The organism is Streptomyces sp. NPDC087310 (genome assembly GCF_044744405.1).
In the GTDB taxonomy this organism is placed as follows: Bacteria; Actinomycetota; Actinomycetes; order Streptomycetales; family Streptomycetaceae; genus Streptomyces.
Window position 1 is genome coordinate 1,169,182 of the sequence record NZ_JBIUYF010000001.1, and the last position, 22,591, is coordinate 1,191,772.

A 22,591-nucleotide genomic window follows, 5' to 3' on the forward strand; every position below is an offset into this window, starting at 1 on the left:
ACCCCACCCCCATGGCTACAGCGACATCGCGGCCGTCCACCCCGTCGGCCTCGGCCTCGGCCTCGGCCACGCCCCCTCATGGCCCCCGGGTCGCCGCCCGCGACGCCGGGGAGTGGATCCGGCGCGCCACGACCGTACCCGCGACGGACACCTACCCGGGCGTGGACGAACTCCTGGCGTCCTTCCGGGCGCTGGCCGCGCTGCACCCGGACCGGATCACGGAGCGCCGGATCGGGACCTCCCGGCTGGGCGAGCCGCTGCTCTGCTTCACGGTCCGCGCCCCCGATGCCTCGGAGCCCGCCGGGGACGACGCCTCCGACGCCCCCGAGGCCCCCGAGGCCCCCAGTGCCCCGGACGGCTCCGTACCGCAGTTCGTCGTCGTCGGCGGGGTGCACCCCAACGAGCCGGTCGGCGCCGTCACCGCCCTCCACCTCGCGACCACGCTCTGCGAGGACGACGCGCTGCGCGCGCGCTTCGGCGGGGCGTGGCACATCGTGCCGTGCGTCGACCCGGACGGCGCCCGGCTCAACGAGGGCTGGTTCGCCGCCCCCACCGACAAGCGGCTGTACGGGCGCCACTTCTACCGGCCCGCCGGCGACGAACAGGTCGAGTGGACCTTCCCGTTCGCCTACCGCGACGCCTACTTCGACCGCGTACTGCCCGAAACCCTCGCCCTGATGCGGCTGCTGGACGCCACCGAGCCCCGCTTCCTCACCACCCTGCACAACTGCGAGTCGGGCGGCGCCTACTACTACGTCAACCGTCCCGCGCCCGAGCTGTACGGCCTGCTGGAGGCCGTCCCCCCGGCCGTCGGCATCCCGCTCGCCACCGGTGAGCCCGAGTCCGCGCACTCCCCCCGGTACGCCCCCTCCGTGTACGGCGTCATCGACATGCGTGACGCCTACGACTACCTCGACGGTCTCGGCATCGACGCCGCCGCCGAGATCGCGGGCGCCTCCAGCGCCGCCTACACCGAGCCGTACGGCACCTTCTACTTCGCCCCCGAGGTCCCGCACTGGGCCCACCCGGACGCGGACGACGACACCCCCGTGCCCGAGAGCTACGCCGACGTCGTACGGGAGCGGGCGGACGGGCTCCGCTCCACCGGCGAGCTGCTGGGCCGCGTCCTGGCGACCGCCGGACCGGAACTGACCATCGCGACGCCCTTCCTGCGGGCGGTGAAGAACTTCGTGCCGTCGCTGACCACGCTGGCCGACATGGAGAGCACCCGCGCCGACGGGCTGGAGGAGCGGTCGGCGACCGTGGCCGAGCGGTACGCCTGCCGGCACTCCGTGCACAGCTTCCGCATCCGCTTCGGCGGGATGCTGCTGCGCGCCCTCGGCGCCGAGGTGACGGCGGGCACCGCCACCCCCACGGTCCGCCGCTGCCACCAGGAGCTGGAGCGCGCCTACAGCGGCTGGGAGGACGAGGCCGTGCCGGCCTTCGGCGACCCGATCCCGATCGCGGCCCTCGCCGGGATCCAGTACGCGGCGCTGCTGGCCGCCGCCGACCACGCCAACCGGACGGAGCGAACCGGGACGGAGCGGAACTCGGCCGAGGAGCCGCAGTGAGCCCGTACGGCCACTACCTCGCCGGGCTCTTCCAGGGCGACCTGGGCACCGATTTCACCGGCCGGTCCGTCTCCCAGCAGATGGCCGAGCGCTGGCCCGTCACCGCCCGGCTCGCGCTCACCGCGTGGGCGATCGAGGCCGTCGCCGGTGTGGGGCTCGGGGTGCTCGCCACCGGGTGCGGCCTCGCCGTGGCCCTGGTGCTCGGCCGCCTCGCCGGGATGTCGGGCCGGATCGTGGACAGCGTGATCGCCCGGCTCACTGACGTCTTCCTCGGCTTCCCGTTCCTGCTGGGCGCGATCATCGTCCTCGACACCGTGACCACCCGGAACGTCACCACCGTCGCCGCGGTCCTCGCCCTCTTCGGCTGGCCGCCGATGGCCCGCGTCGTCCGGGCCTCGGTGCGCTCGGCGCGGGAGGCCGACCACGTGACCACGGCCCGCTCCATGGGCGCGGGCGAATGGCACATCGTGCGCCGGCACGTACTGCCCCATGTCCTCACGCCCGTCCTGGTCCCGGCGTCGATCACCGTCGGCGGGGTCGTCGTCGCGGAGGCGGGGCTGACCTTCCTCGGCGTGGGGATCCAGGCGCCCGCCCTCTCCTGGGGACTTCAGCTCGCCAGTGCCCAGAACTCCTTCGCCGCACACCCGCATCTGCTGATCTTCCCCGGGCTGTTCCTGTCCTTCACGGTGTACGCCCTGATCGCCTTCGGGGACACCGTCCGCGACGCCCTGGACCCGAGAACCCGCTGACGAAGGAAGCGGTCCGGTCGTCCCGCACCTCCCGGTGCTGACGGCGGACGGCCCCGAACCCCGGAACCACCTCGAACCCTGGAACCACCCCGAACCCGCCCGCGCCATGCGCGCCGTCAGGAGGCATTCATGACCGCAACAGCACCCGTGTCACCCGCAGCGCCGCTCACGCTGCGCCGCGTCCGGCTCGGCGCGGGCGGCCCCTTGAGCGACGTACGGATCGAGGGCGGGCGCGTCACGGAGATCCATCCGTCCCCGGGCGGCACGGACGGCGTCCCGTCCGTCGACCTCGAAGGACGGACGCTCCTGCCCGGCCTGTGGGACAGCCACGTCCACATCGTGCGCTGGGCCGTCGCCCGCCGCCGGCTCGACCTGACGGGCCTCGGCTCGGCCCGCGCCGTGGCGGCGGCCGCCCGCGAGCGCGCCGCCGCCATGCCGCCCGGCGAGACGCTGGCGGGGTACGGCTTCCGGGACGGTCTGTGGCCGGACGCGCCCCACAAGGACCTGCTGGACGCGCTGATCCCCGACCGCCCCGCCCTTCTCGTCAGCGCCGACCTCCACTCGGGCTGGGCCAACTCGCCCGCGCTGGCGCTGCTGGGCCTCGGCGACCACTCGACCGGGCTGCTGCGCGAACGCGCGTGCTTCCACGCCACCGCCCAACTGGCCTCCGTCTCCACCGAAACCGCCGACGCGTGGGTACGGGACGCCTGCGCGGCTGCGGCCCGGCTCGGGGTCACCGGCATCCTGGACTTCGAGCACGCGGACAACATCACCGACTGGACCCGCCGTACCGCCGAGGCCCCCGGCCCCCTGCCGGTACGGGTGTCCGCCGCCGTCTACCCGCCGTACCTGGACGCGGCCGTCGGCCGGGGGCTGCGTACGGGCACGGCGCCCCCGGACGTACCCGGCGGGCTGCTGGAGACCGGGCCGCTGAAGCTGATCACCGACGGTTCGCTCAACACGCGGACGGCGCTCTGCCACGACCCGTACCCCGACGCCGCCGGGCTGCCGGACACGCACGGGCTCGCCGAGATGACCCCCGAGGAGCTGACGGGCCTGATGCGCCGGGCGGCGGCGCACGGCATCGAGCCGGCGGTCCACGCCATCGGGGACCACGCCAACGAACGGGCGCTCGACGCGTTCGAGGCCGTCCGCTGCCGGGGCCGTATCGAACACGGCCAGTTGCTGCGGCCGGAGGACCTGCCGCGCTTCGCCGCCCTCGACGTCACCGTGAGCGTGCAGCCCACGCACGCCGTGGACGACCGGGACATCGCCGACCGGCACTGGCACGGCCGTACGCACCGGGCCTTCGCCTACGCGGACCTGCTGGCGGCGGGCGCCCGGCTGGAACTGGGCTCGGACGCGCCCGTCGCCACGCTCGACCCCTGGCTGTCCCTCGCCAACGCGGTGTCCCGTACGGACGATCCGCGCCCCGCCTGGCACCCGGAGCAGCGGCTCACGGTGGCGCAGGCGCTGGCCGCCTCGGCGCGCGGACGGCGCTCGGTGCGGGTCGGTGACGTGGCGGACCTGGTGATCGTGGACGCCGACCCGCTGACAGCGGACGACGCGACGCTGCGCCGGATGCCGGTGCACGGGACGCTGCTGGCGGGGCGCTGGACGCACCGCGCTGAGTGACCTGAGCCGTACCCGGCGCGGGAGTGACCGGAGCCGTACCGCCCCCGGAAGGGGTCCGAACGGCTCAAGATGCCGAACGCGGCAGGTCATGGCTACGCTTTAGCCCGGTCACCCACGACCGGTCACCCATGAGCCGAGGACTCCTCCCACAGGAAGAGAAATCGAACATGAAGCGCACCCGCAGACGCGCCACGGTGGTGGCCGCAGCACTCGCGGCGGCCCTCCCCGTCACCCTGGGACTGCAGGCGCCCCAGGCCCTCGCCGTCACCCCGTCGCCGGACACCTCGACATCGGCCGCCGAGTCCACGTCACCGTCCACCTCACCACCGACGTCGGCCTCGCCTTCGGCCTCCCCGAGCACATCCCCCTCCACCTCCGCCTCCCCGAGCACGTCCACCTCCCCCTCCGCCTCCACGTCGCCGTCGCCGAGCCGGCCGAGGACGGCGCCCGGCGTGGTCCGACCCTTCGGGCCGGCGTGCTCCTCGCTGCCGAGGCGGGGCGAGGGCAGCCTCCGGGCCATGGCGAGGGAGCGGCTGGCCATCGCCGCGTCGCACAACCCGGATCTGTCCGTGCTGGTCAGCGCGGCGCGGAAGGCCGGTCTGGTGAGAACGCTGAACAACGGCGCCCGGCTCACCCTGTTCGCGCCGACGAACGAGGCGTTCGCCAAGATCCCCAAGCCGCAGCGGGACCGGCTGCTCAACGACCGGGCGCAGCTCGAAAAGGTCCTCAAGTACCACGTGGTGAACCGCAGGATCACCCCCCGTCAGCTTCCGCACGGAACGTTCCGGACGCTGGAGGGCGCCCCGCTCACGACCTCGGGCTCCGGCAGGAACTTCAAGGTCAACGGCACGGCGAAGATCGTCTGCGGGAACATCAGGACGGCGAACGCCACGGTGTACCTCATCGACACCGTGCTGATGCCGAAGTAACCGCGGCCGGCGGACCCGCCGAGGCCCCGGACGGCGCCCCCGTCCGGGGCCCTCACCATGCGGTGTTACGGGGCTACCCTGACCCGCGTGACCACGACACCGTACAAACCCTGGGAGTCAACAGCCTCCGGAATCCTGCGTCTTCCCTCGGGACGGCTCATCCGCGGCCGGGGGCTGCGCCATCCGATGCCGGAGGGCCCGCCCCCGACCTTCGCGCTCTATCTGCTGGGGCGCAGACCGCCCAGTGTGGTCTGGGAGAACCGCTGGCTGCGCTGGCCGGACTTCCGGCTGCCGACCGACCGTGAGGCCGCGGCGGAAGCGCTCAGGGAGGCGCTGGACCGGTCCGGCGCCGAGCGCGTGGAGATCGCCTGCGGCGGCGGCAGAGGACGGACGGGCACGGCGCTCGCCTGTCTCGCCGTGCTCGACGGGGTACCGCCGGGCGAGGCGGTCGCGTACGTACGGCAGCACTACTCCCGGCACGCGGTCGAGACACCCTGGCAGCGCCGTTACGTGGCGAAGTTCGGCTGACCGGCACGGCCCGATCACCGACTGGGCAAAAAGTCGATGCCTTTTGAACCTCTGGCATGGATTCGCCACTCTCTGAACTGCACTTGTCACGGTGCGCAATGATGTGCGTACATGGAGTGGCGTACGGCTCCGAGGGGATGGCGGGGGTGGTCAGCCGTGTCGGATGTTTCTGGTTCCGTGCTCAACAGGTCGACGCTGTCGGTGGGTGCGATGCCGGAGGAATCGGACGACGCACCACACCCGCCCGGCCGGCCGATCCGTGGCGTGCGGGAGGTGACGGCCGCTCTCACCGCCCTGGTCCGCTCGGCCCGTCGTGAGCTGCTCATCTTCGACGACCCCGGGAGCTGTCTGGGCCAGTGCGTCCCGGAGGACTTCCTCGAATTCGCGGGCGCCTGCCTCCACGCGGCGGGTGACCGGAGCTGGCCGGAGGGCACCCCCGGCCGCAGAGGCCGGGGCCGCCGCCCGCCGGTCGGGGTCCGCCGGATCGTTCCCCGGCACGGGCTGGTGGGGCTGCCGTATCCCCTGCTCCACCAGCTTCCCGGCGAGGCGAGACAGACGGACTCCATCCCGTTCACGATGATCCTGGTGGACCGCAGGGTCGCGGCGGTCCCCCTCGATCTCCAACTCCACTACCACGGGCTGCTGCTGATCCGGGATCCGGTGGTCGTCCAGGCCCTGGTCCGTACGCACGAGATCTGGTGGGAGACGGGCGAGGAGCTGCCGACGGAGGCGCTCCCCACCCCCGGGGGCCTGCCGGGGTCGTTACGCCCGGTGCTGGAGGCGCTGGTCGCCGGGATGACGGACGAGACGGCGGCGACGCGCCTCGGCATGTCGAGCCGGACGTACAGCCGCCGGGTGGGCGACCTGCTCGCCGCCCTCGGCACGACGAGCCGCTTCCGGGCGGGCGCGGAAGCGGCTCGAAGGGGGTGGATCTGAACGGCGGACGCTACGACAGCTACGCCTCTACGACCTCTACGACCTCTACGACACGATGTCCTTACGGGAGAAGGTCCGGAAGGCCAGCGCGAACAGCACCACGGCATACGTGAACGAGACCGCCGCGCCCTTCGCCATACCGCCCCACTCCAACTGCGGCTGGATCGCGTCCGCCCACGCGAACTGCCAGTGCGCCGGCAGGAACTCCCGCCAGGACCCGAGCGCGGTCACGGCATCCAGCACATTGCCGACGATCGTCAGACCGACCGCGCCCCCGACCGCGCCCAGCGGGGCGTCGGTCTTGGTCGACAGCCAGAAGGCGAGCCCCGCCGTGACCAGTTGGGAGACGAAGATGAACCCGATGACCACGGCCAGCCTCGGCAGCATCTCGGTCGTCGACAGGGAGCCGCCCGTCGGCAGTTGGAGCGGGCCCCAGCCGTACGCCGCCGTACCCGCCGCCAGGGCGACCAGCGGCAGCAGCAGCATCGCCGCGGCGCTCATCCCGAGCGCCACGGTCAGCTTGCTCCACAGCAGGCGCGACCGTGGCACGGGCGCCGCGAGCAGATAGCGCAGCGACGACCAGCTCGCCTCGGACGCCACGGTGTCCCCGTGGAACAGCGCGACCGGCACGACCAGCAGAAAACCCGCCGAGACGAAGAGACAGGTCGCCGCGAAGTTGGCGCCGGAGGCGGTCGCGGTGTCCATCAGGGTCACCCGGCCGTCCCGCCCGCCGTCCGGAGTCCCCCCGACCGCGAAGGCCACGATCAGCACGAAGGGAAGGAGCCCCAGGATGAGCCCCATGGCCAGCGTGCGCCGGCGCTTGAGCTGCCGCAGCGCCTCGACCCGCAGGGGCAGGGTGCGCCCGGCCCGGTAGCCGGGGGCCGTTTCGATCAGCGCGCTCATGCGGAGCCTCCTGAGATCAGGGTGAGGAACGCGTCCTCCAGGCGGCGGTGCGGCCCGACGCCCGTCAGCGGGACGTCCAGCCGGACCAGCTCGGTGATCAGCGTCTGCGTGGACGCGCCGTCGAGCCGTACGAGCAGCCCGTCGTCCGTGCGGACGGCGGAGCCGACGCCCGCCAGCGCGGCGATCTTGTCGACGACCGGTTCCGGGACCGGCTCGGAGGTGGTGACGAGCAGGTCGTCCCCCGCTCCGGTGATCTCGGCGACGGCCCCGGCCTGGACGAGCTGCCCCCGGTGCATGACCACGAGATGGGTGCAGGACTGTTCGACCTCGGAGAGGAGATGGCTGGAGACGATGACGGTCCTGCCACCGGCCGCGTACCGGATCATCACATCGCGCATCTCGCGGATCTGGGGCGGGTCGAGCCCGTTGGTCGGCTCGTCCAGGATCAGCAGATCCGGCATACCGAGCATCGCCTGGGCGATGGCGAGGCGCTGCCGCATGCCCTGCGAGTAGGTGCGTACGGCACGGGCGAGCGCGTCCCCGAGCCCGGCGATCTCCAGGGCCTCCTCCATGTGGGAGTCCTCGGCGGGGCGGCCGGTGGCCCGCCAGTACAGCTCCAGGTTCTCCCGCCCCGACAGGTGCGGCAGGAAGCCCGCGCCCTCGACGAACGCGCCGACCCGGGAGAGCACCGGGGCGCCCGGCCGGATCGCGTGCCCGAAGACCCGGATCTCCCCGGCGTCCGGCGAGATCAGCCCCATCAGCATGCGCAGCGTGGTGGTCTTTCCGGCGCCGTTCGGCCCGAGCAGACCGAGGACCTGGCCCTTCTCGACCCCGAAGGAGAGATCACGGACCGCGTAACGGTCACTGGACTTGGAGTACCGCTTCGACAGGTCGGTGATCTGGAGCGGCACCTCGGCGAGCGCGGGGTCCGGCTCCGGCGCGCTGGTGCGGCGGCGTGCCGTGAGCAGCAGCGCGCCCGCGATCAGTACGCCGATGGCCGGGAGCCCCCAGGTCCACCACGGCAGGGCGGTGGACCCCGCGGTGAGGCCGGGCGCGGTCGGCACGGTCAGCGGGCCGTCCACGGCGACCTTGTACGTGGCCGGGGCGACGGGTGAGGCATAGCCGAGGTCGGTGGCGGCGACCACGACCCGCAGCCGGTGTCCGGGGACGATCTGATGGTCCACGGCGGGCAGCTTCAGCTCCACCGTCCGGCCCTTGGCGGCGTCCTCGACCCGTACGGGCGCGACGAGTTGCGAGGGCAGCACCTGGCTGGTGCCGTCGGGGCCCACGTCGTACACCTTGGCGAAGAGGACCGCGTCGCCGCTGGAGGAGGTGACGGTGGCCTTGACGGTCGGCGCGCCGGTGATCCGCAGCGAGCGGTCGAGCGGCGCCGAGTCGAAGCGGGCGTGCTGGCCGGGGAAGTCGAGGGCGAGTCCGACGCCGAACGAGGAGAGCTGGGAGAGACCGGCGCCCAGTCCCGGCACGGCGGAGATGGCGGGCGGGCTGCCGCCGGCCGGGTTGGCGAAGGTCTGCGCGCCACCGGTCAGCGGGACGGACGTGGTGTCGTTGGACAGGCCCGGGTAGCGGTCGCCGGTCGCGCCGCGCAGGCTGACCTGACCGTTGGCGGAGTCCACGCCGCCGGTCCGGCTGACGCGGAAGGCGGGCCCGGTGTCCGCTCCCTTGTCGTCCTTGAGATAGCGGTCGAACCAGGCGGAGACGCGGCCCTGGACCCGCTCGGCCTCCGGGTTGCCGCCGTCGTGTCCGCCGGCCATCCAGTCGACGTCGACGGGCGCGCCGTTCGCGCTGATCCGCTTCGCCATGGCGTCGGCGTGGCCGAGCGGGAAGAGGGAGTCGGTCTGGCCTTGCACGATCAGCGCGGGTACGTCGATCCGGTCCCCGACGGCGGAGGGGCTGCGCTTCGCCAGCAGTTCGCGGGCGGCGTCGTCCGGTTTCCCGGCGACGGCGACCCGCTCGTACATCTCGCACAGCTCCTTCTGGAAGCTGGAGCAGCCGCCGCCGTTGGAGATGAAGATCCCGGCCCAGAGCTTCTTGAAGACGCCGTCGGGGAAGAGGGCGTCGGCGAGGTTCCAGTAGGTGATCTGCGGGGCGATCGCGTCGACACGCTTGTCGTACCCGGCGGCGAGCAGCGAGATGGCCCCGCCGTACGAGGCCCCGGTCACGCCGACCCGGGGGTCGCCCTTCGCGTCGAGTTCGACCTCGGGGCGCCCGGCGAGCCAGTCGATCATCCGGGAGACGTCCTTGACCTCGTGGTCGGGGTCGTTGAGCCCGATGTCACCGGTGGACTTCCCGAAGCCGCGGGCCGACCAGGTCAGCACCGCGTAGCCGTCGCGGGCGAGCTTCTCGGCCTGGGCGCGTACGTCGTTCTTGCTGCCGCCGAAGCCGTGCCCGACGAGCACGGCCGGTCTGCGCCCGCTGCCGGCGGTGAAGTACGAGGTGTCGATCCGGGCGCCCGGCATGTCCAGCACCTGGTCCTCGCGGTGCACGGCCGGGGTGTCGTCCGAGGCGACGGCGGTCCAGGTACCGGCTCCGACGAGCACGGCGGCGGCGGCCAGGCCCGCGAGCCAGCGGGCACGCAGCCGGGACCGGCGGGGGGTTCGGGTCTCCATCCTTGAACCCTAAACGGCTCCTGGGGCCGTCCACGCTGACACCGGTCGGAACCCGGGACCTCCTCGGGTAGTACGCGGCGGCCCCGCCGTACAGCGGACGCGGTACCGCACACCGTCGCGAACGGGGGCGGATCGGAACGGGAGGGCCCGTCGGCGACGCCGCCGGCGATCTGTCGGCGGCCCGCCGGCGGCCCGTCTGCTCAGGCGTCGGCTCAGGCGTCGGGGAGCTGGTCCAGTGCGGTCAGCCGGCTCGATGCCGAGGCGAAGAGCAGGGCGACGGCCAGGGCTCCCGGGTCCGGGACGCCGCGGGAGTGGTCGCCCGTGTAGCTGGCGCGTCCGCGGCGGGCGCGCAGGCCGCTGGTCGCGCGGGCGCCGTGGTGCGCGGCCACCGCCGCGTGGTGGAGCGCGCGTACCGGATCGCCGCCCGTGGGGTCCGCCAGCAGCGCCCGGGTGAGCGCCTCGGCCGCGGGGACCAGCGCGTCGACCATCGTCTTGTCCCCCACCTCCGCCTCGCCCACGCGCTGGACGGCCGCCGCTCCCGCCGCCGTACCCGCCGCGAGTTCGGCGGTGCCGGGGGCCCCGTCGGCGGCGGCCACCGCGGCGGCCAGTTCCTGGAAGAGCAGGCCGAACAGCGGGCCGCTCGTACCGCCGACGTGGTCGAGGAAGACCCGTGCGGCGGTGGCGAGCGGCGCCGCCGGGGTGCGTGGCCCGCTCGTCGGCGCGGCGAGCGCGTCGCGTACGCCGTCCATGCCGGAGACGAGGTTGGCGCCGAAGTCGCCGTCCCCGGCCCGCTGGTCCAGTTCCGTCAGCTCGCCCTCGACGGCCCGGGCGGCGGCGCCGAAGCGGTGGAGCCAGCCGATGGTGTCCTCGTAGGTGAGCCCTTTCGGGGTCGGGGCGGAGGGGACTGCGGCGGGGGTCAGGTTCTGGGATGACATCGCGGAGAAGGCTCCTGCTTCTGGTCAGCGAATGGAAAGACACGGGGAGGTAGGACGGTACGGAGCGGTCAGCGCGGCCAGGACGCGGTTCTGGCCGGGGCGTCCCAGAGCCGTAGCGTCTCGTCGTCGGTCGCGAGCAGGGAGAGCGAGAAGCCGCGCATGTCGAGCGCGCTGACGAATGTGCCGGTCAGTGAGCGGTCCAGGGTGACCCCCCGGTTCCTCAGCGCCACGCCGAGCGCGTGCCGGATGCCGTACAGCTCCAGCGAGGTGACCCCGCCGAGTCCGTTGACCAGGGCCAGTACGCGGCGGCGGCCGGGCGTTCCGTGGGGCAGCGCGGCCAGCAGCCGGTCGGTCATGGTGGCGACGAGTTCGGTGAGCGGCGGGTGCGGGGTGGTTCCGCCGGCCCGTTCGCCGTGGATGCCGACGCCGAACTCCAGGACGTCCCGGGGCAGTTCGAAGGCGGGGGCGCCGGTGCCCGGTGCGGTGTGCGCGGCGGTGGCGACGGCGAGGCTGCGCGTACGTCCGGACAGATCGGCGCCCAGGGCGGCCAGTTCGTCGAGTCCGCGGCTCTCGTCGGCGGCGGCGCCGAGGATCTTCTCGACGATCAGGGTGGCGCCGGTGCCGCGGCGTCCGACGGCGATGTCCGCGGAGTCGGTCGCGAGGTCGTCGTCCACGAGGACACGGGCGCAGCGGATGTTCTCGTGGGCGAGGCGTTCGGCGGCGATCCCGAAGTTGATCCGGTCGCCCGTGTAGTTCTTGACGATGTGCAGAACGCCGTCGCTGCCCGCGACGGCGCGGCTGGCCTCGAAGATCTGCCGGTTGTGCGGGGAGGCGAAGATCTGTCCCGGGCATACGGCGTCGAGCAGACCGGCGCCGAGGAACCCGGCGTGCAGCGGTTCGTGGCCGGAGCCGCCGCCGGAGACCAGGCCGACGCGGCGGCCCGCGGCGGCCGGGATGGCCGTCGTGGGGGTCGGGGTGGCGGTGCGGCGGGTGCGGAAGTAGCCGTGCTCGGGGTGGTGCTCGACCAGGTCGGCGTGGGCGGCGGCGAACCCCTTGAGCGCGTCGGGGACGAGCGACTCCGGGGAGTCGGCGAAGTATCGGGGCATGTGAGGTCCTGAGCTCTCTGGATTAGCCTGTATATCACCCTTTCTATCGTTATTATCCTTTTCATTCAGCCATATCAGGAGAGTGTGACCTCCGGGTTGTAGAGGTCCAGCCACACCGCCAGATCCAGCGTCCGTTCCAGACCCCGCCGACTCGCCGTGGTGACCTGCGGCGTCTCCCGCTCCGCGGTGCGCCGTACCCGCTCCCTGTCCACCAGGTCGAAGACCCGGTGCGACGGATCGGCCAGCAGATCCTTGGCCTGCTCCTGGAGGGCCACCCCGTACCGGGGGTCCTGGGTGCTGGGGTACGGGCTCTTCTCCCGGTCGTACACCGACCTCGGCAGTACGTCGGCGGTCGCCTCCCGCAGCAGGCTCTTCTCCCGCCCGTCGAAGGACTTCAGCGACCAGGGCGCGTTGTACACGTACTCGACGAGCCGGTGGTCGCAGAACGGCACCCTGACCTCCAGGCCGACCGCCATGCTCGCGCGGTCCTTGCGGTCCAGCAGCATCTGCACGAAGCGCGTCAGATGCAGATGGCAGATCTTCCGCATCCGGTGGTCGAAGTCGCTCTCGCCGTCGGCGCGTTCGATGCCGGCCACGGCCGTGGCGTAACTGTCCCGGGTGAACGACGGCAGCCCGAGCGCCGCGTTGACCTCCGGGCGCAGCACGCCGGTGTCCTCCCCGAAGTGTTCGCCGAAGCGCACCAGCCACGGGAACGTCTCGGCCTTCCTGGCCTCCTCGTCGAAGAACTGGGGGTAGCCGCCGAAGACCTCGTCTGCCGACTCGCCGGAGAGCGCGACCGTCGAGCGCTCCCGGATCGCCTGGAAGAGGAGGTAGAGGGAGGAGTCCATGTCGCCGAAGCCCATGGGCAGGTCCCTGGCCCTGATCATCCGGGCCCGTACCGCCGGGTCGGCCAGGGCGAGCGAGTCGAGGACGATGTCCTGGTGCTCCGTGCGCGCCTCGCGTACGACATCGTGGACGAACGGCGTGTCGGGCGTGGTGCGGAACGCGTCGGCCACGAAGTTCTCCGTACGGCCCGTGAAGTCGACGGAGAAGCTGCGGACGACCTCCCCGGTCTCGCCGAGCTGACGCGCGGCGATCGCCGTCATGGCGGAGGAGTCGAGTCCGCCGGACAGGAGGGTGCAGCGCGGTACGTCGGCGACGAGCTGGCGGCGCACGATGTCGTCGAGGAGCGTCCGTACGCGCGCCACCGACGTGTCGCGGTCATCGGTGTGGGGACGGGTCTCCAGGGACCAGTAGACATGGCGGCGCAGCCCGCTCGCGTCCACGGTCACCACGGTGCCGGGCGCCACCTCGTACATCCCGTCCCACACGGCGTGACCAGGTGTCTTGACGAAGGCGAAGAGTTCGCGCAGTCCGTCGAGACCGACACGGGGGCGGGTGAGCGGATGGGCGAGGATCGCCTTGGGCTCGGAGCCGAACAGCACGCCGTCGGGGGTGGGGGCGTAGTAGAAGGGCTTGATGCCCATACGGTCACGGATCATCACGAGCCTGCGCCGCCGGCCGTCCCAGAGGGCGAAGGCGTACATGCCGTTGAGGCGTTCGGCCACCGCCTCGCCCCACTCCAGATAGCCGTGCAGCACGACCTCGGTGTCGGAGTCGGTGGTGAACCGGTGGCCGCGGCCGGTCAGTTCCGCGCGCAGCTCGGTGTAGTTGTACGTCTCGCCGGAGTAGACGAGGGCGATCGTGCCCCGCGGTGTCGTCAGCGTCATCGGCTGGCGCCCGCCGGGCAGGTCGATGACGGCGAGCCGGCGGTGGCCGAGGGCGGCGGGTCCTTCGATCCAGGTGCCGCGGTCGTCGGGGCCCCGGCAGGACATCGTCTCCGTCATCGCGTCCAGGGTGTCGGACGCGCCACCCGGATCGCGGTCGAAGGAGACCCAGCCGGTGATGCCACACATGGGTGTGTCCTCCTGCTCCGCGAACCGTGGAAAAGCGACTGCGGCCCGTACGGCGAGGAACGCCGTACGGGCCGCAGTCATCCAACGAAGCCGCGCGCCGACGAGTTACGGCCCGCCGCCACGGATAAGTGGGCGATAAGTGGGCGTGGATCAGCGGTTACGGATCAGCGGTTACGGATCAGTGGTTACGGATCAGTCGTACCGATCGACGGTTACGGATCAGTGGTTACGGGGGAAGCCCAGGTCCACGCCGGTCGGGGCGTCGGCCGGGTCGGGCCAGCGTGTCGTGACCACCTTGCCGCGCGTGTAGAAGTGCACGCCGTCGTTGCCGTAGATGTGGTGGTCGCCGAAGAGCGAGTCCTTCCAGCCCCCGAAGGAGTGGTACCCGACGGGCACCGGGATCGGCACGTTCACCCCGACCATGCCGGCCTCGATCTCCAACTGGAAGCGGCGGGCGGCGCCGCCGTCGCGGGTGAAGATGGCCGTGCCGTTGCCGAACGGCGAGCTGTTGATCAGGGCGACGCCCTCCTCGTACGTCTCCGTACGGAGCACGACGAGGACCGGGCCGAAGATCTCGTCGCGGTAGGCGTCCGCGTCGGTGGAGACCTTGTCCAGCAGGGACAGGCCGATCCAGTGCCCGTCCTCGTACCCGTCCACCGTGTGTCCCGTGCCGTCCAGGACGACATCGGCGCCCTGGGCCGCGGCTCCCGTCACATAGCTCGCGACCTTGTCGCGGTGGGCCTTGGTGATGAGGGGGCCCATCTCGGAGGCCGGGTCGGTGCCGGGGCCGATGACGATCTTCTCGGCGCGCTCGCGGATCTTGGCGACCAGTTCGTCGCCGATCGCGCCGACCGCGACGACCGCCGAGATCGCCATGCAGCGCTCACCGGCCGAGCCGTACGCCGCGGAGACGGCCGCGTCCGCGGCGGCGTCCAGATCGGCGTCGGGCAGGACCAGCATGTGGTTCTTGGCGCCGCCGAGCGCCTGGACGCGCTTGCCGTTGGCGGAGGCCGTGGTGTGGATGTAGCGGGCGATCGGGGTGGAACCGACGAAGGAGACCGCCGCGACGTCCGGGTGCGCGAGCAGGGAGTCCACCGCGACCTTGTCGCCGTGCACGACGTTCAGCACGCCGTCGGGCAGCCCCGCCTCCGCCGCCAGCTCCGCCAGGAGCACGGCGGCCGAGGGGTCCTTCTCGCTGGGCTTGAGGACGAAGGTGTTCCCGCAGGCGATCGCGAGCGGGAACATCCACATCGGCACCATCGCCGGGAAGTTGAAGGGGGTGATGCCCGCGACGACGCCGAGCGGCTGGCGGATGGCGGCGACGTCGACCCGGCTGGAGACCTGGGTGGAGAGTTCGCCCTTGAGCTGGGTGGTGATCCCGCAGGCCAGCTCGACGATCTCCAGCCCGCGCGCCACCTCGCCGAGCGCGTCCGAGTGCACCTTGCCGTGCTCGGCGGTGATCAGCGCGGCGATGTCGTCGCGGCGGGCGTCGAGGAGCGCGCGGTAGCGGAAGAGGATCGACGTGCGCTGGGCGAGGGAGGAGGTTCCCCAGGTGGTGTACGCGGCCTTGGCGGCGGCGACCGCGGTGTCGACCTCCTCGGCGGAGGCGAGGGCGACCTGTGTGGTGACGGCGCCGGTCGCCGGGTCCGTGACCGGGCCCCAGTTGCCGGACGCGCCCTCGACGCTCTTGCCACCGATCCAATGGCTGACGGTCTTCATGTGTTCCGCTCCTTCACAGATGGCGGCGGCGGGTCGCTGCGCGGCGGTCGTACTCCTCACGGGCCTCGACCGCGGCGATACGGGTCGCGGTCTCGGCCACCGGAACATCCCACCACGCCTGGGCCGGGGGCACACCCGCCGCGGTGTCCGCCGTTTCGGTCTCCACGTGGACACAGGTGGGGCCGTCGGCGGCGCGCGCCTCGGCCAGGGCCTCGCGCAGGTCACCCACGGTCCCGGCGCGGATCAGCCGCATACCGAGGGAGGCCGCGTTGGCCGCGAGGTCCAGGGGCAGCGGGGCGCCGGTGTACGTGGCGTCGGCGGCCCGGAAACGGTAGGCGGTGCCGAAGCGCTCCGCGCCGACCGTCTCGGAGAGGCCGCCGATGGAGGCGTAGCCGTGGTTCTGGAGGATCACGACCTTGATGGGCAGCCCTTCCTGGACCGCCGTGACCATTTCGGTGGGGCTCATCAGATAGGTGCCGTCGCCGACCATCGCCCAGACCGGCCGTCCTGGCGCGGCGAGTTGGACGCCGATGGCCGCGGGGATCTCGTATCCCATGCAGGAGTAGCCGTATTCGACGTGGTACTGGTCGCGGGAGCGGGCCCGCCACAGCTTGTGGAGGTCGCCGGGGAGCGAACCCGCCGCGTTGATGACGATGTCCTCGTCCGTGACGAGGGAGTCGAGGACCCCGAGGACCTGGGCCTGGGTGGGGCGCGCGCCGTCCTCCGCGGTGGTGAACGCGGCCTCGACGCGCCGCTCCCAGCGCTTCTTGGCCCCGCTGTACTCGGTGGCGTAGGCGGGTTCGACCCGGTGGCCGGCCAGTTCCACGGTGAGCTGCCGCACGGCGGTACGGGCGTCGGCGACCAGCGGGTGGGCGGCGAGCTTGTGGGCGTCGAAGCCGGTGACGTTGAGGTTGAGGAAGCGGACGTCGGGGTTCTGGAAGAGGGTGGCTGAGGCGGTGGAGAAGTCGGTCCAGCGGGTGCCGACACCGATCACCAGATCGGCCGCCGCCGCCAGTTCGTCGGCGGTGGCGGTGCCCGTGTGGCCGATTCCGCCGACATCGCAGGGGTGGTCGTGGCGGAGGGAGCCCTTGCCGGCCTGGGTGGAGGCGACGGGGATGCCGGTCGCGTCGGCGAACTCCTCCAGCGCCTCTTCGGCCGCGCTGTGGTGGACGCCGCCACCCGCGACGAGCAGGGGGCGGCGGGATTCCCGTACGAGCCGTACCGCGTCGGCGAGTTCGTCGGGGTCGGGCCCCTGACGGCGGACCCGCCAGACGCGCTCGGCGAAGAACTCCTCCGGCCAGTCGTACGCCTCCGCCTGTACGTCCTGGGGCAGCGCGAGGGTGACGGCGCCGGTCCCGGCCGGGTCGGTGAGCACCCGCATCGCGGCGAGGGCGGCCGGGACGAGCGCTTCGGGGCGGGTGATCCGGTCGAAGTAGACGGAGACGGGACGCAGCGCGTCGTTGACGGAGACGTCCCCGGCGGAGGGGACTTCGAGCTGCTGGAGGACGGGGTCGGCGGGGCGGGTGGCGAAGGTGTCGCCGGGGAGCAGCAGCACGGGGAGGCGGTTGACGGTGGCGAGCGCCGCGCCGGTGACGAGGTTGGTGGCGCCGGGGCCGATGGAGGTGGTCACGGCCTGGGCGGAGAGGCGGTCGCTCTGGCGCGCGTACCCCACGGCCGCGTGGACCATGGACTGTTCGTTGCGCCCCTGCAAGTACCTCATGTCCTCGGAGGACTCGACGAGGGCCTGTCCGATCCCCGCCACGTTGCCGTGCCCGAAGATGCCCCACGTGGCGCCGATCAGACGTCGCCGCTGACCGTCCCGCTCGGTGTACTGCCGGGCCAGGAAGCCGATCAGCGCCTGGGCGACGGTGCGTCTGCGGGTCCGGGCGGCGGTGCTCGTGCGGCTGCGGGCGCGACCGCTGGTACGGCCGGTCGTACGGCTGCTCATCGGGCGTCCTCCCAGGCTCCGTGCAGCGGTGGTCGGGCATCGGTCACAGTGAAGTCATACAGGGCACGGCCCGGCGAGGCGACCGGAACCTCCGGCACGGGGCCGTGACGGGCGGGGAGCTTTCGCCCGCGCCTCGCTCCTGCCAAAGCGAGGCGGGCGTCCGCGCCGGAGGCGGTCACACCAAGGTCTAACGGTCCTCCGGGACCCTGTCAACGTTTTGTCTTTACATTCGGACCAAGGGCTTGACACTCTTTCCGTACGGGCTGAAAGCTGACCGGTATGACCTCCTCCGTACCCACGTTGAGCCGCATCCGAGTCGGGTCCGCCCCCGACTCCTGGGGGGTGTGGTTTCCCGACGACCCGCAGCAGGTGCCCTGGCGGCGTTTTCTCGATGAGGTGGCCGAGGCCGGCTACGAGTGGATCGAGCTGGGCCCGTACGGATACCTCCCGTCCGATCCCGACCGGCTGAGCGAGGAGACCGCGCGGCGCGGGCTGAAGGTCTCGGCCGGGACCGTCTTCACCGGGCTGCACCACGGCCCGGCGGTCTGGGAGAAGACCTGGGCGCATGTCGCCGACATCGCCGCGCTCACCCAGGCGATGGGCGCGGACCATCTCGTGGTCATCCCGTCGTTCTGGCGGGACGACAAGACCGGTGAGGTACTGGAGGACCGGACCCTCACGCCGCAGCAGTGGCGCGATCTGACGGCCCAGACCGAGCGGCTCGGCCGCGAGGTCCAGGACCGCTACGGCCTGAAGATCGTCGTCCACCCGCACGCCGACACACACATCGACAGCGAGGAGAACGTGAGCCGTTTCCTCGACGCGACCGACCCCGCTCTGGTCTCGCTCTGTCTGGACACCGGGCACTACGCGTACTGCGGCGGCGACAGCGTCAAGCTGATCGAGACGTACGGCGAGCGGATCGGCTACCTCCATCTCAAGCAGGTGGATCCGGAGATCCTCGCGGATGTCGTCGCGAACGAGGTGCCGTTCGGACCGGCCGTCGGGCGCGGCGTGATGTGTGAGCCGCCGGCCGGGGTGCCCGCGCTGGAGCCGGTGCTGGCGGCGGCCCAGCGGCTGGACGTCGAGCTCTTCGCCATCGTCGAGCAGGACATGTATCCGTGCCCGCCCGACAAACCGCTGCCGATCGCCACGCGCACGCGCCGGTTCCTCAGGAGCTGCGGCGCCTGACCCGACCCACCCGCACGACCCGACGGTCCGACACGACCGCTTGACGGTCCGACTGCCCATGGGCCAGACGCAACCGCTTGACGCGACTGCTCGACGGGCCGACGCGATCGCTTGGCGGTCCGACGGCCGTGCCCGGGTGCCGCTCCCGGCCGGAACCGGGAGCGGCGCCCCGCCTCCTCAGACGCCCGCCGTGTCCCGGTCACGGACGGGCGGCTCCGCCGGTCCGTCGACAGCGGCCGGCCGCGACTCCCCCTCGCTCAGCCCGAACCGGTCGTGGAAGCGGCGCAGCGGTCCCGGGGCCCACCAGGTGGCCTTCCCCGTCAGCTTCATCACCGCGGGCACCAGCAGGCTGCGCACCACCATCGCGTCCATCAGTACGGCGAGCGCGAGACCGAGGCCCAGCATCTTGGTGTTGGTGACCCGCGAGGTGCCTATCGCCACCATGACCACCGCGAGGATCACGGCGGCGGCGGTGATCAGTCCTCCGGTGCGGCGCAGGCCGAACGCCACCGCGTGCTCGTGGTCCCCGCTGCGGTCGTACTCCTCCTTGATCCGGGAGAGCAGGAAGACTCCGTAGTCCATGGAGAGCCCGAAGGCGACACAGAACATCAGGACGGGCAGGCTCGTCTCGATGTCCCCGGTGGCGGTGAAGCCGAGCGGTCCTGACAGATGACCGTCCTGGAAGATCCAGACCGTGGCCCCGAACATCGCCGTGAGGCTGAGGGCGTTGAGCACGACCGCCTGGATCGGTATCAGCACACTGCCGGTGAGCAGGAAGACCAGGAGCAGGGTCACCAGCACGATGACGGCCAGGGCCCAGGGCAGCCCGTCGGCTATGGCGGCCTTGGAGTCGACCAGGACGGCGGCGGTACCGGTCACCGAGGTGTCGAACGCGGCCGGCTCGGCACGGATGTCCTTCACCAGGCGCTGGGCCACCTCCCCCACCGCTTCGCCCTTGGGCGTCACGGCGAAGTACGCGTGGTCGCCTGAGGGGGACGGGACCGGTCCGTCGACCCGTGTCACGCCGGGCAGCGCCGCGATCCGGGTGCGGTAGTCCGCGTACTCGGCGGGGGTGGCGGCGCCCTCCGTCAGTACTTCCAGGCCACCGCCGGGGCTGCCGGGGAAGCCGTTCTGTATCTCTTCCTGGACCACACGGGAGTCGGCGCCCGGCGGCAACTGACGGTGGTCGGCGGTGCCGAGCTTGACTCCCAGGAAGGGCGCTCCGAGCAGGAGCAGCCCCGCGGCCGTGGCGACGGCGAAGAACGGGGCCCGCCGCATCACCAGCGCGGCGGTCCGCCCCCAGCCGGCCCCCGGCTCCTCGCCCTTCTTCTCCGGCTTCTCCGCGCGTCCGCGGCGCAGCGCCTTCCGCAGGTCGAGCGCGTTGACCCGGTGGCCCAGCAGCATCAGGGCGGCGGGCAGCAGGATGAGGGCGGCAGCGGCGGCCAGCAGGACGACCGCGATGCCCGCGTAGGCGAAGGAGCGCAGGAAGTACTGGGGGAAGACCATCATGGCGGCCAGGGACACGGCCACGGTCAGCGCCGAGAACAGCACCGTACGTCCGGCGGTGCGCAGCGTGGTGCCCACGGCGTCCCGTACCTCGGCGCCGTCCGCCAGCTCCTCGCGGAATCTGCGGACGATGAACAGGGCGTAGTCGATGGCCAGTCCGAGCCCGAGCGCGGTGGTGAGGTTCTGGGCGAAGACCGAGACGTCGGTGAGTTCGGTGAGGCCGCGCAGCACCGCGTTCGTCCCCAGGATGGCGACGATGCCCAGGCCCAGCGGCAGCAGGGCGGCGACCGCGCTGCCGAAGACCATGACCAGCAGGACGAGCGTCACCGGCAGGGCGATCAGCTCGGCCCGCAGCAGGTCCTCCTGGATGGTGCTCTGCATCTCGCTCCGCACGGCGACGGGCCCGCCGATGGAGACCTTCAGCGCCCCCTGCTCACCGCGGAACTCCGGTGCGATCCGGTCCAGGGTCTTGAAGGCGGCCGTCTCGTCGCCCTCGATCCTCGCCGCGATCAGCCCTTCCCGGCTGTCCTCGGCGCGCAGTGTGGGCGATCCGGTCCGCCAGTAGGAGCCGACCCCGACGATTCCCTTCTCGGCTTCCAGGCGGTCGGTGAGCCGCTTGCCCTCCGCGACGACGGCGGGGTCGTCCACGCTGCGGCTCCCGCTGTCGACCAGGAGCAGGAAATTGGGCTGGGAGGCGGGGAACTCCCGCTCCAGCGCCTTGGTCGCGTACGTCGACTCCGCGTTCGGGTCCTCCCAGCCCCCGTTGCCCAACCGGTCGGCGACCCCGCTGCCGGCGAACACGGCCAGGGCGGTGATCACCAGCGCGACCAGCAGCGAGAGCCGTGGTCGCGCGGTGACGAACCGGGTCCAGCCGCCCGGACGCGGGTCAGTGTTGACTTCGGACATGGTGCGGTGTCCCCTTCACCGTGACCCGTGGCACGAGTCAGCCGTTGCCATAGAATTGGCAAACACGAGTCATCGCTCGCATTGACCAAGAATGCGAGTCACCACTCGTATTTGTCAAACGATCCAGGAAGGCTGTGGATTGCCATGCCGGAGCCGACCCCGGTCCCGAACCCCGGGCCGGACAGACCGCGCCGCCGCCAGGCCCGCGGGGAGCGCCGCGTCGCCCAGCTTCTCGACGCGGCGGCCCGCGTCTTCTGCGCCACCGGCTACACCGCGGCGAGCACCAACTCCATCGCCCGGGAGGCGGGCGTGTCGCCCGGCACGCTCTACCAGTTCTTCCCGAACAAGGAGGCCATCGCCGTCGAGCTGGGCGACCAGCTCCTGGCGCGCTGGCGCGAGACCTACGGCCAGGCGCTGATGCCGGACCACCTCGGCCTGCCGCTCGACCGGCTGATGGACGCGGTGATCGACCCGCTGATCCAGTTCAACCGCGAGAACCCGGCCTTCGCGGTCCTGATGCACGGCTCCGACGTCCCCGGCCAGGTCACCCGGGAGCACGACGCGCTGCACTCCTCGATGCTCGCCCGCGTCGAGGACATCCTCGGCGACTACCTCCCCGGCACACCGAAGGCCGACACCGCCCGGATCGCGGAGATGCTCTTCACCGTGTTCAAGGCGGGCCTGGCCCTGATCCTGGCCGCCGAGCCCGATGAACGGGACGCGTACACGACCGAGCTGAAGAGGGTCCTCTTCCGCTATCTGCGACCGCTCATCGAGGACAGCGAGCTTCCCTGCCGCACGGCCGTGCCGGCATCGGCCGACTGACCGGCCCGACCTCGCCAAGGGTTCGCTTTCATACCCCCTAGGGGTACAGTTCAGGGACGAGCCAGGGAGCCGTGCCACCCACGCACCCCCGGCCCGCCATGGACCGCCACACCCGAGCCCTCGAAGAGGAGAACGTCATGACCGCCGAGACGAAGAGCCAGGTCACCACCGTCTACCAGGTCACCGGCATGACCTGCGGACACTGCGAAGGCGCCGTCGCCGGCGAGATCTCCGGGATCGAGGGCGTCGTCTCGGCGCAGGCCACGGCCGCCACGGGACAGGTCGCCGTGGTGTCACTGGCCCCCCTGGACGAGGCCGCCGTACGCGCCGCCGTCGACGAGGCGGGTTACGAACTGACCGGTCAGGTCTGATCCGGCCGCACACCGAACCCGACCTGGGCGTACCCTCCATTTATGTGGTCGCGAGCTCTTTGCACCCAAGGTCCTTCACAGGAACCACAGGACCTTCACAAAGAGATCTAGATCACATAGATTATGGGGTAACCATCGGGCCTGCTCGCGAGTCTAAGAGGACGATGCCAGAAGAACGTCTTGGGGGACGTTCGATGGGATCGCATGGGATGTCTTGGGGGACGTCTCGTGCAAGCGATTGGCCGGGGCACGTGCACCGGGGAGCTTTGAGCGGCCCTCCCGTACGTACC

The 22,591-nt window shown here is 72.0% G+C and carries 18 protein-coding genes; 9 read left to right on the top strand and 9 right to left on the bottom strand.

Annotated elements, in window-relative coordinates; all coding sequences use genetic code 11:
* Positions 1 to 11: 11 nt before the first annotated feature.
* The 3 genes from ACIO3P_RS04730 to ACIO3P_RS04740 all read left to right on the top strand — a co-directional run bounded on the left by ACIO3P_RS04730 (position 12) and on the right by ACIO3P_RS04740 (position 3,955).
* Positions 12 to 1,571 carry a M14 family zinc carboxypeptidase gene (locus tag ACIO3P_RS04730; RefSeq protein WP_401855027.1) on the top strand — a complete coding sequence of 520 codons (1,560 nt, stop codon included), beginning with the start codon at positions 12 to 14 and terminating at the stop codon, positions 1,569 to 1,571.
* Entirely contained in the window at positions 1,568 to 2,320 is a 753-nt protein-coding gene (locus tag ACIO3P_RS04735; RefSeq protein WP_401855030.1) for an ABC transporter permease, read from the top strand. Before ACIO3P_RS04730 ends, ACIO3P_RS04735 begins: the two co-directional genes overlap by 4 nt.
* Positions 2,321 to 2,449: 129 nt before the next feature.
* On the top strand, positions 2,450 to 3,955 hold the full coding sequence (locus ACIO3P_RS04740; protein WP_401855032.1) for an amidohydrolase: 1,506 nt from the start codon (positions 2,450 to 2,452) through the stop codon (positions 3,953 to 3,955).
* A 64-nt stretch (positions 3,956 to 4,019) separates the two neighbouring features.
* Here the strand turns inward: ACIO3P_RS04740 and ACIO3P_RS04745 are convergent, their stop codons facing one another.
* Entirely contained in the window at positions 4,020 to 4,475 is a 456-nt protein-coding gene (locus ACIO3P_RS04745) for a hypothetical protein (RefSeq protein WP_401855035.1), read from the bottom strand.
* Here ACIO3P_RS04745 and ACIO3P_RS04750 point away from each other — a divergent pair.
* From ACIO3P_RS04750 to ACIO3P_RS04760, 3 genes are all read left to right on the top strand, one after another.
* Positions 4,474 to 4,884 (top strand): fasciclin domain-containing protein, encoded by a 411-nt coding sequence (locus ACIO3P_RS04750; protein ID WP_401855038.1) that lies wholly within the window; start codon positions 4,474 to 4,476, stop codon positions 4,882 to 4,884. The two genes, ACIO3P_RS04745 and ACIO3P_RS04750, sit on opposite strands and share 2 nt — an antisense overlap.
* Before the next feature lie 87 nt (positions 4,885 to 4,971).
* Positions 4,972 to 5,412 carry a protein-tyrosine phosphatase family protein gene (locus ACIO3P_RS04755; protein WP_329827006.1) on the top strand — a complete coding sequence of 147 codons (441 nt, stop codon included), beginning with the start codon at positions 4,972 to 4,974 and terminating at the stop codon, positions 5,410 to 5,412.
* A gap of 264 nt (positions 5,413 to 5,676) precedes the next feature.
* Positions 5,677 to 6,348, top strand: a complete 672-nt coding sequence (locus ACIO3P_RS04760) for a DNA-binding response regulator (RefSeq protein ID WP_401855039.1) — start codon at positions 5,677 to 5,679, stop codon at positions 6,346 to 6,348.
* Positions 6,349 to 6,393: 45 nt separating this feature from the next.
* Here the strand turns inward: ACIO3P_RS04760 and ACIO3P_RS04765 are convergent, their stop codons facing one another.
* The 7 genes from ACIO3P_RS04765 to iolD form a co-directional block, all read right to left on the bottom strand.
* Positions 6,394 to 7,251 carry an ABC transporter permease gene (locus ACIO3P_RS04765; RefSeq protein ID WP_329827004.1) on the bottom strand — a complete coding sequence of 286 codons (858 nt, stop codon included), beginning with the start codon at positions 7,249 to 7,251 and terminating at the stop codon, positions 6,394 to 6,396.
* Complete coding sequence (locus ACIO3P_RS04770; protein ID WP_329827003.1) at positions 7,248 to 9,878, bottom strand: alpha/beta fold hydrolase; 2,631 nt, start codon at positions 9,876 to 9,878, stop codon at positions 7,248 to 7,250. The genes ACIO3P_RS04765 and ACIO3P_RS04770 overlap by 4 nt, the downstream gene beginning before the upstream one ends.
* Before the next feature lie 212 nt (positions 9,879 to 10,090).
* Positions 10,091 to 10,813 carry a dihydroxyacetone kinase subunit DhaL gene (gene dhaL, locus ACIO3P_RS04775; protein ID WP_329827002.1) on the bottom strand — a complete coding sequence of 241 codons (723 nt, stop codon included), beginning with the start codon at positions 10,811 to 10,813 and terminating at the stop codon, positions 10,091 to 10,093.
* 68 nt (positions 10,814 to 10,881) lie between these two features.
* A complete protein-coding gene (locus ACIO3P_RS04780) occupies positions 10,882 to 11,919 on the bottom strand; it encodes a dihydroxyacetone kinase subunit DhaK (protein WP_329827001.1) in 1,038 nt (345 codons plus the stop codon).
* 74 nt (positions 11,920 to 11,993) lie between these two features.
* On the bottom strand, positions 11,994 to 13,835 hold the full coding sequence (asnB, locus tag ACIO3P_RS04785; protein ID WP_401855042.1) for an asparagine synthase (glutamine-hydrolyzing): 1,842 nt from the start codon (positions 13,833 to 13,835) through the stop codon (positions 11,994 to 11,996).
* Between the two features lie 219 nt (positions 13,836 to 14,054).
* Positions 14,055 to 15,554: a CoA-acylating methylmalonate-semialdehyde dehydrogenase gene (mmsA, locus tag ACIO3P_RS04790; RefSeq protein WP_401855045.1), complete on the bottom strand. Its 1,500-nt coding sequence runs from the start codon at positions 15,552 to 15,554 to the stop codon at positions 14,055 to 14,057.
* A 13-nt stretch (positions 15,555 to 15,567) separates the two neighbouring features.
* On the bottom strand, positions 15,568 to 17,502 hold the full coding sequence (iolD, locus tag ACIO3P_RS04795; protein ID WP_401855048.1) for a 3D-(3,5/4)-trihydroxycyclohexane-1,2-dione acylhydrolase (decyclizing): 1,935 nt from the start codon (positions 17,500 to 17,502) through the stop codon (positions 15,568 to 15,570).
* A gap of 279 nt (positions 17,503 to 17,781) precedes the next feature.
* On the opposite strand from iolD, the gene ACIO3P_RS04800 reads away from it, so the two are divergent.
* Positions 17,782 to 18,693 carry a sugar phosphate isomerase/epimerase family protein gene (locus ACIO3P_RS04800; protein WP_399293597.1) on the top strand — a complete coding sequence of 304 codons (912 nt, stop codon included), beginning with the start codon at positions 17,782 to 17,784 and terminating at the stop codon, positions 18,691 to 18,693.
* 177 nt (positions 18,694 to 18,870) lie between these two features.
* On the opposite strand, the gene ACIO3P_RS04805 is transcribed toward ACIO3P_RS04800, so the two are convergent.
* The gene (locus ACIO3P_RS04805) at positions 18,871 to 21,105 is read right to left on the bottom strand and encodes an MMPL family transporter (protein WP_401794218.1); all 2,235 of its coding nucleotides are present in this window, start codon (positions 21,103 to 21,105) and stop codon (positions 18,871 to 18,873) included.
* 144 nt (positions 21,106 to 21,249) lie between these two features.
* On the opposite strand from ACIO3P_RS04805, the gene ACIO3P_RS04810 reads away from it, so the two are divergent.
* Both ACIO3P_RS04810 and ACIO3P_RS04815 read left to right on the top strand, forming a co-directional pair.
* The gene (locus tag ACIO3P_RS04810; RefSeq protein ID WP_329826995.1) at positions 21,250 to 21,930 is read left to right on the top strand and encodes a TetR/AcrR family transcriptional regulator; all 681 of its coding nucleotides are present in this window, start codon (positions 21,250 to 21,252) and stop codon (positions 21,928 to 21,930) included.
* Between the two features lie 98 nt (positions 21,931 to 22,028).
* On the top strand, positions 22,029 to 22,301 hold the full coding sequence (locus ACIO3P_RS04815; protein WP_401855278.1) for a heavy-metal-associated domain-containing protein: 273 nt from the start codon (positions 22,029 to 22,031) through the stop codon (positions 22,299 to 22,301).
* Positions 22,302 to 22,591: the final 290 nt, after the last annotated feature.

What these genes read in the sequence shown, in the direction of transcription:
- ACIO3P_RS04730 (WP_401855027.1), top strand. Translation starts at nt 12, where the DNA reads ATGGCTACAGCGACATCGCGGCCGTCCACCCCGTCGGCCTCGGCCTCG.
- ACIO3P_RS04740 (WP_401855032.1), top strand. Translation starts at nt 2,450, where the DNA reads ATGACCGCAACAGCACCCGTGTCACCCGCAGCGCCGCTCACGCTGCGC.
- ACIO3P_RS04750 (WP_401855038.1), top strand. Translation starts at nt 4,474, where the DNA reads ATGGCGAGGGAGCGGCTGGCCATCGCCGCGTCGCACAACCCGGATCTG.
- ACIO3P_RS04745 (WP_401855035.1), bottom strand. Translation starts at nt 4,475, where the DNA reads ATGGCCCGGAGGCTGCCCTCGCCCCGCCTCGGCAGCGAGGAGCACGCC.
- ACIO3P_RS04765 (WP_329827004.1), bottom strand. Translation starts at nt 7,251, where the DNA reads ATGAGCGCGCTGATCGAAACGGCCCCCGGCTACCGGGCCGGGCGCACC.
- ACIO3P_RS04770 (WP_329827003.1), bottom strand. Translation starts at nt 9,878, where the DNA reads ATGGAGACCCGAACCCCCCGCCGGTCCCGGCTGCGTGCCCGCTGGCTC.
- dhaL (WP_329827002.1), bottom strand. Translation starts at nt 10,813, where the DNA reads ATGTCATCCCAGAACCTGACCCCCGCCGCAGTCCCCTCCGCCCCGACC.
- ACIO3P_RS04780 (WP_329827001.1), bottom strand. Translation starts at nt 11,919, where the DNA reads ATGCCCCGATACTTCGCCGACTCCCCGGAGTCGCTCGTCCCCGACGCG.
- asnB (WP_401855042.1), bottom strand. Translation starts at nt 13,835, where the DNA reads ATGTGTGGCATCACCGGCTGGGTCTCCTTCGACCGCGATCCGGGTGGC.
- mmsA (WP_401855045.1), bottom strand. Translation starts at nt 15,554, where the DNA reads ATGAAGACCGTCAGCCATTGGATCGGTGGCAAGAGCGTCGAGGGCGCG.
- iolD (WP_401855048.1), bottom strand. Translation starts at nt 17,502, where the DNA reads ATGAGCAGCCGTACGACCGGCCGTACCAGCGGTCGCGCCCGCAGCCGC.
- ACIO3P_RS04800 (WP_399293597.1), top strand. Translation starts at nt 17,782, where the DNA reads ATGACCTCCTCCGTACCCACGTTGAGCCGCATCCGAGTCGGGTCCGCC.
- ACIO3P_RS04805 (WP_401794218.1), bottom strand. Translation starts at nt 21,105, where the DNA reads ATGTCCGAAGTCAACACTGACCCGCGTCCGGGCGGCTGGACCCGGTTC.
- ACIO3P_RS04810 (WP_329826995.1), top strand. Translation starts at nt 21,250, where the DNA reads ATGCCGGAGCCGACCCCGGTCCCGAACCCCGGGCCGGACAGACCGCGC.
- ACIO3P_RS04815 (WP_401855278.1), top strand. Translation starts at nt 22,029, where the DNA reads ATGGACCGCCACACCCGAGCCCTCGAAGAGGAGAACGTCATGACCGCC.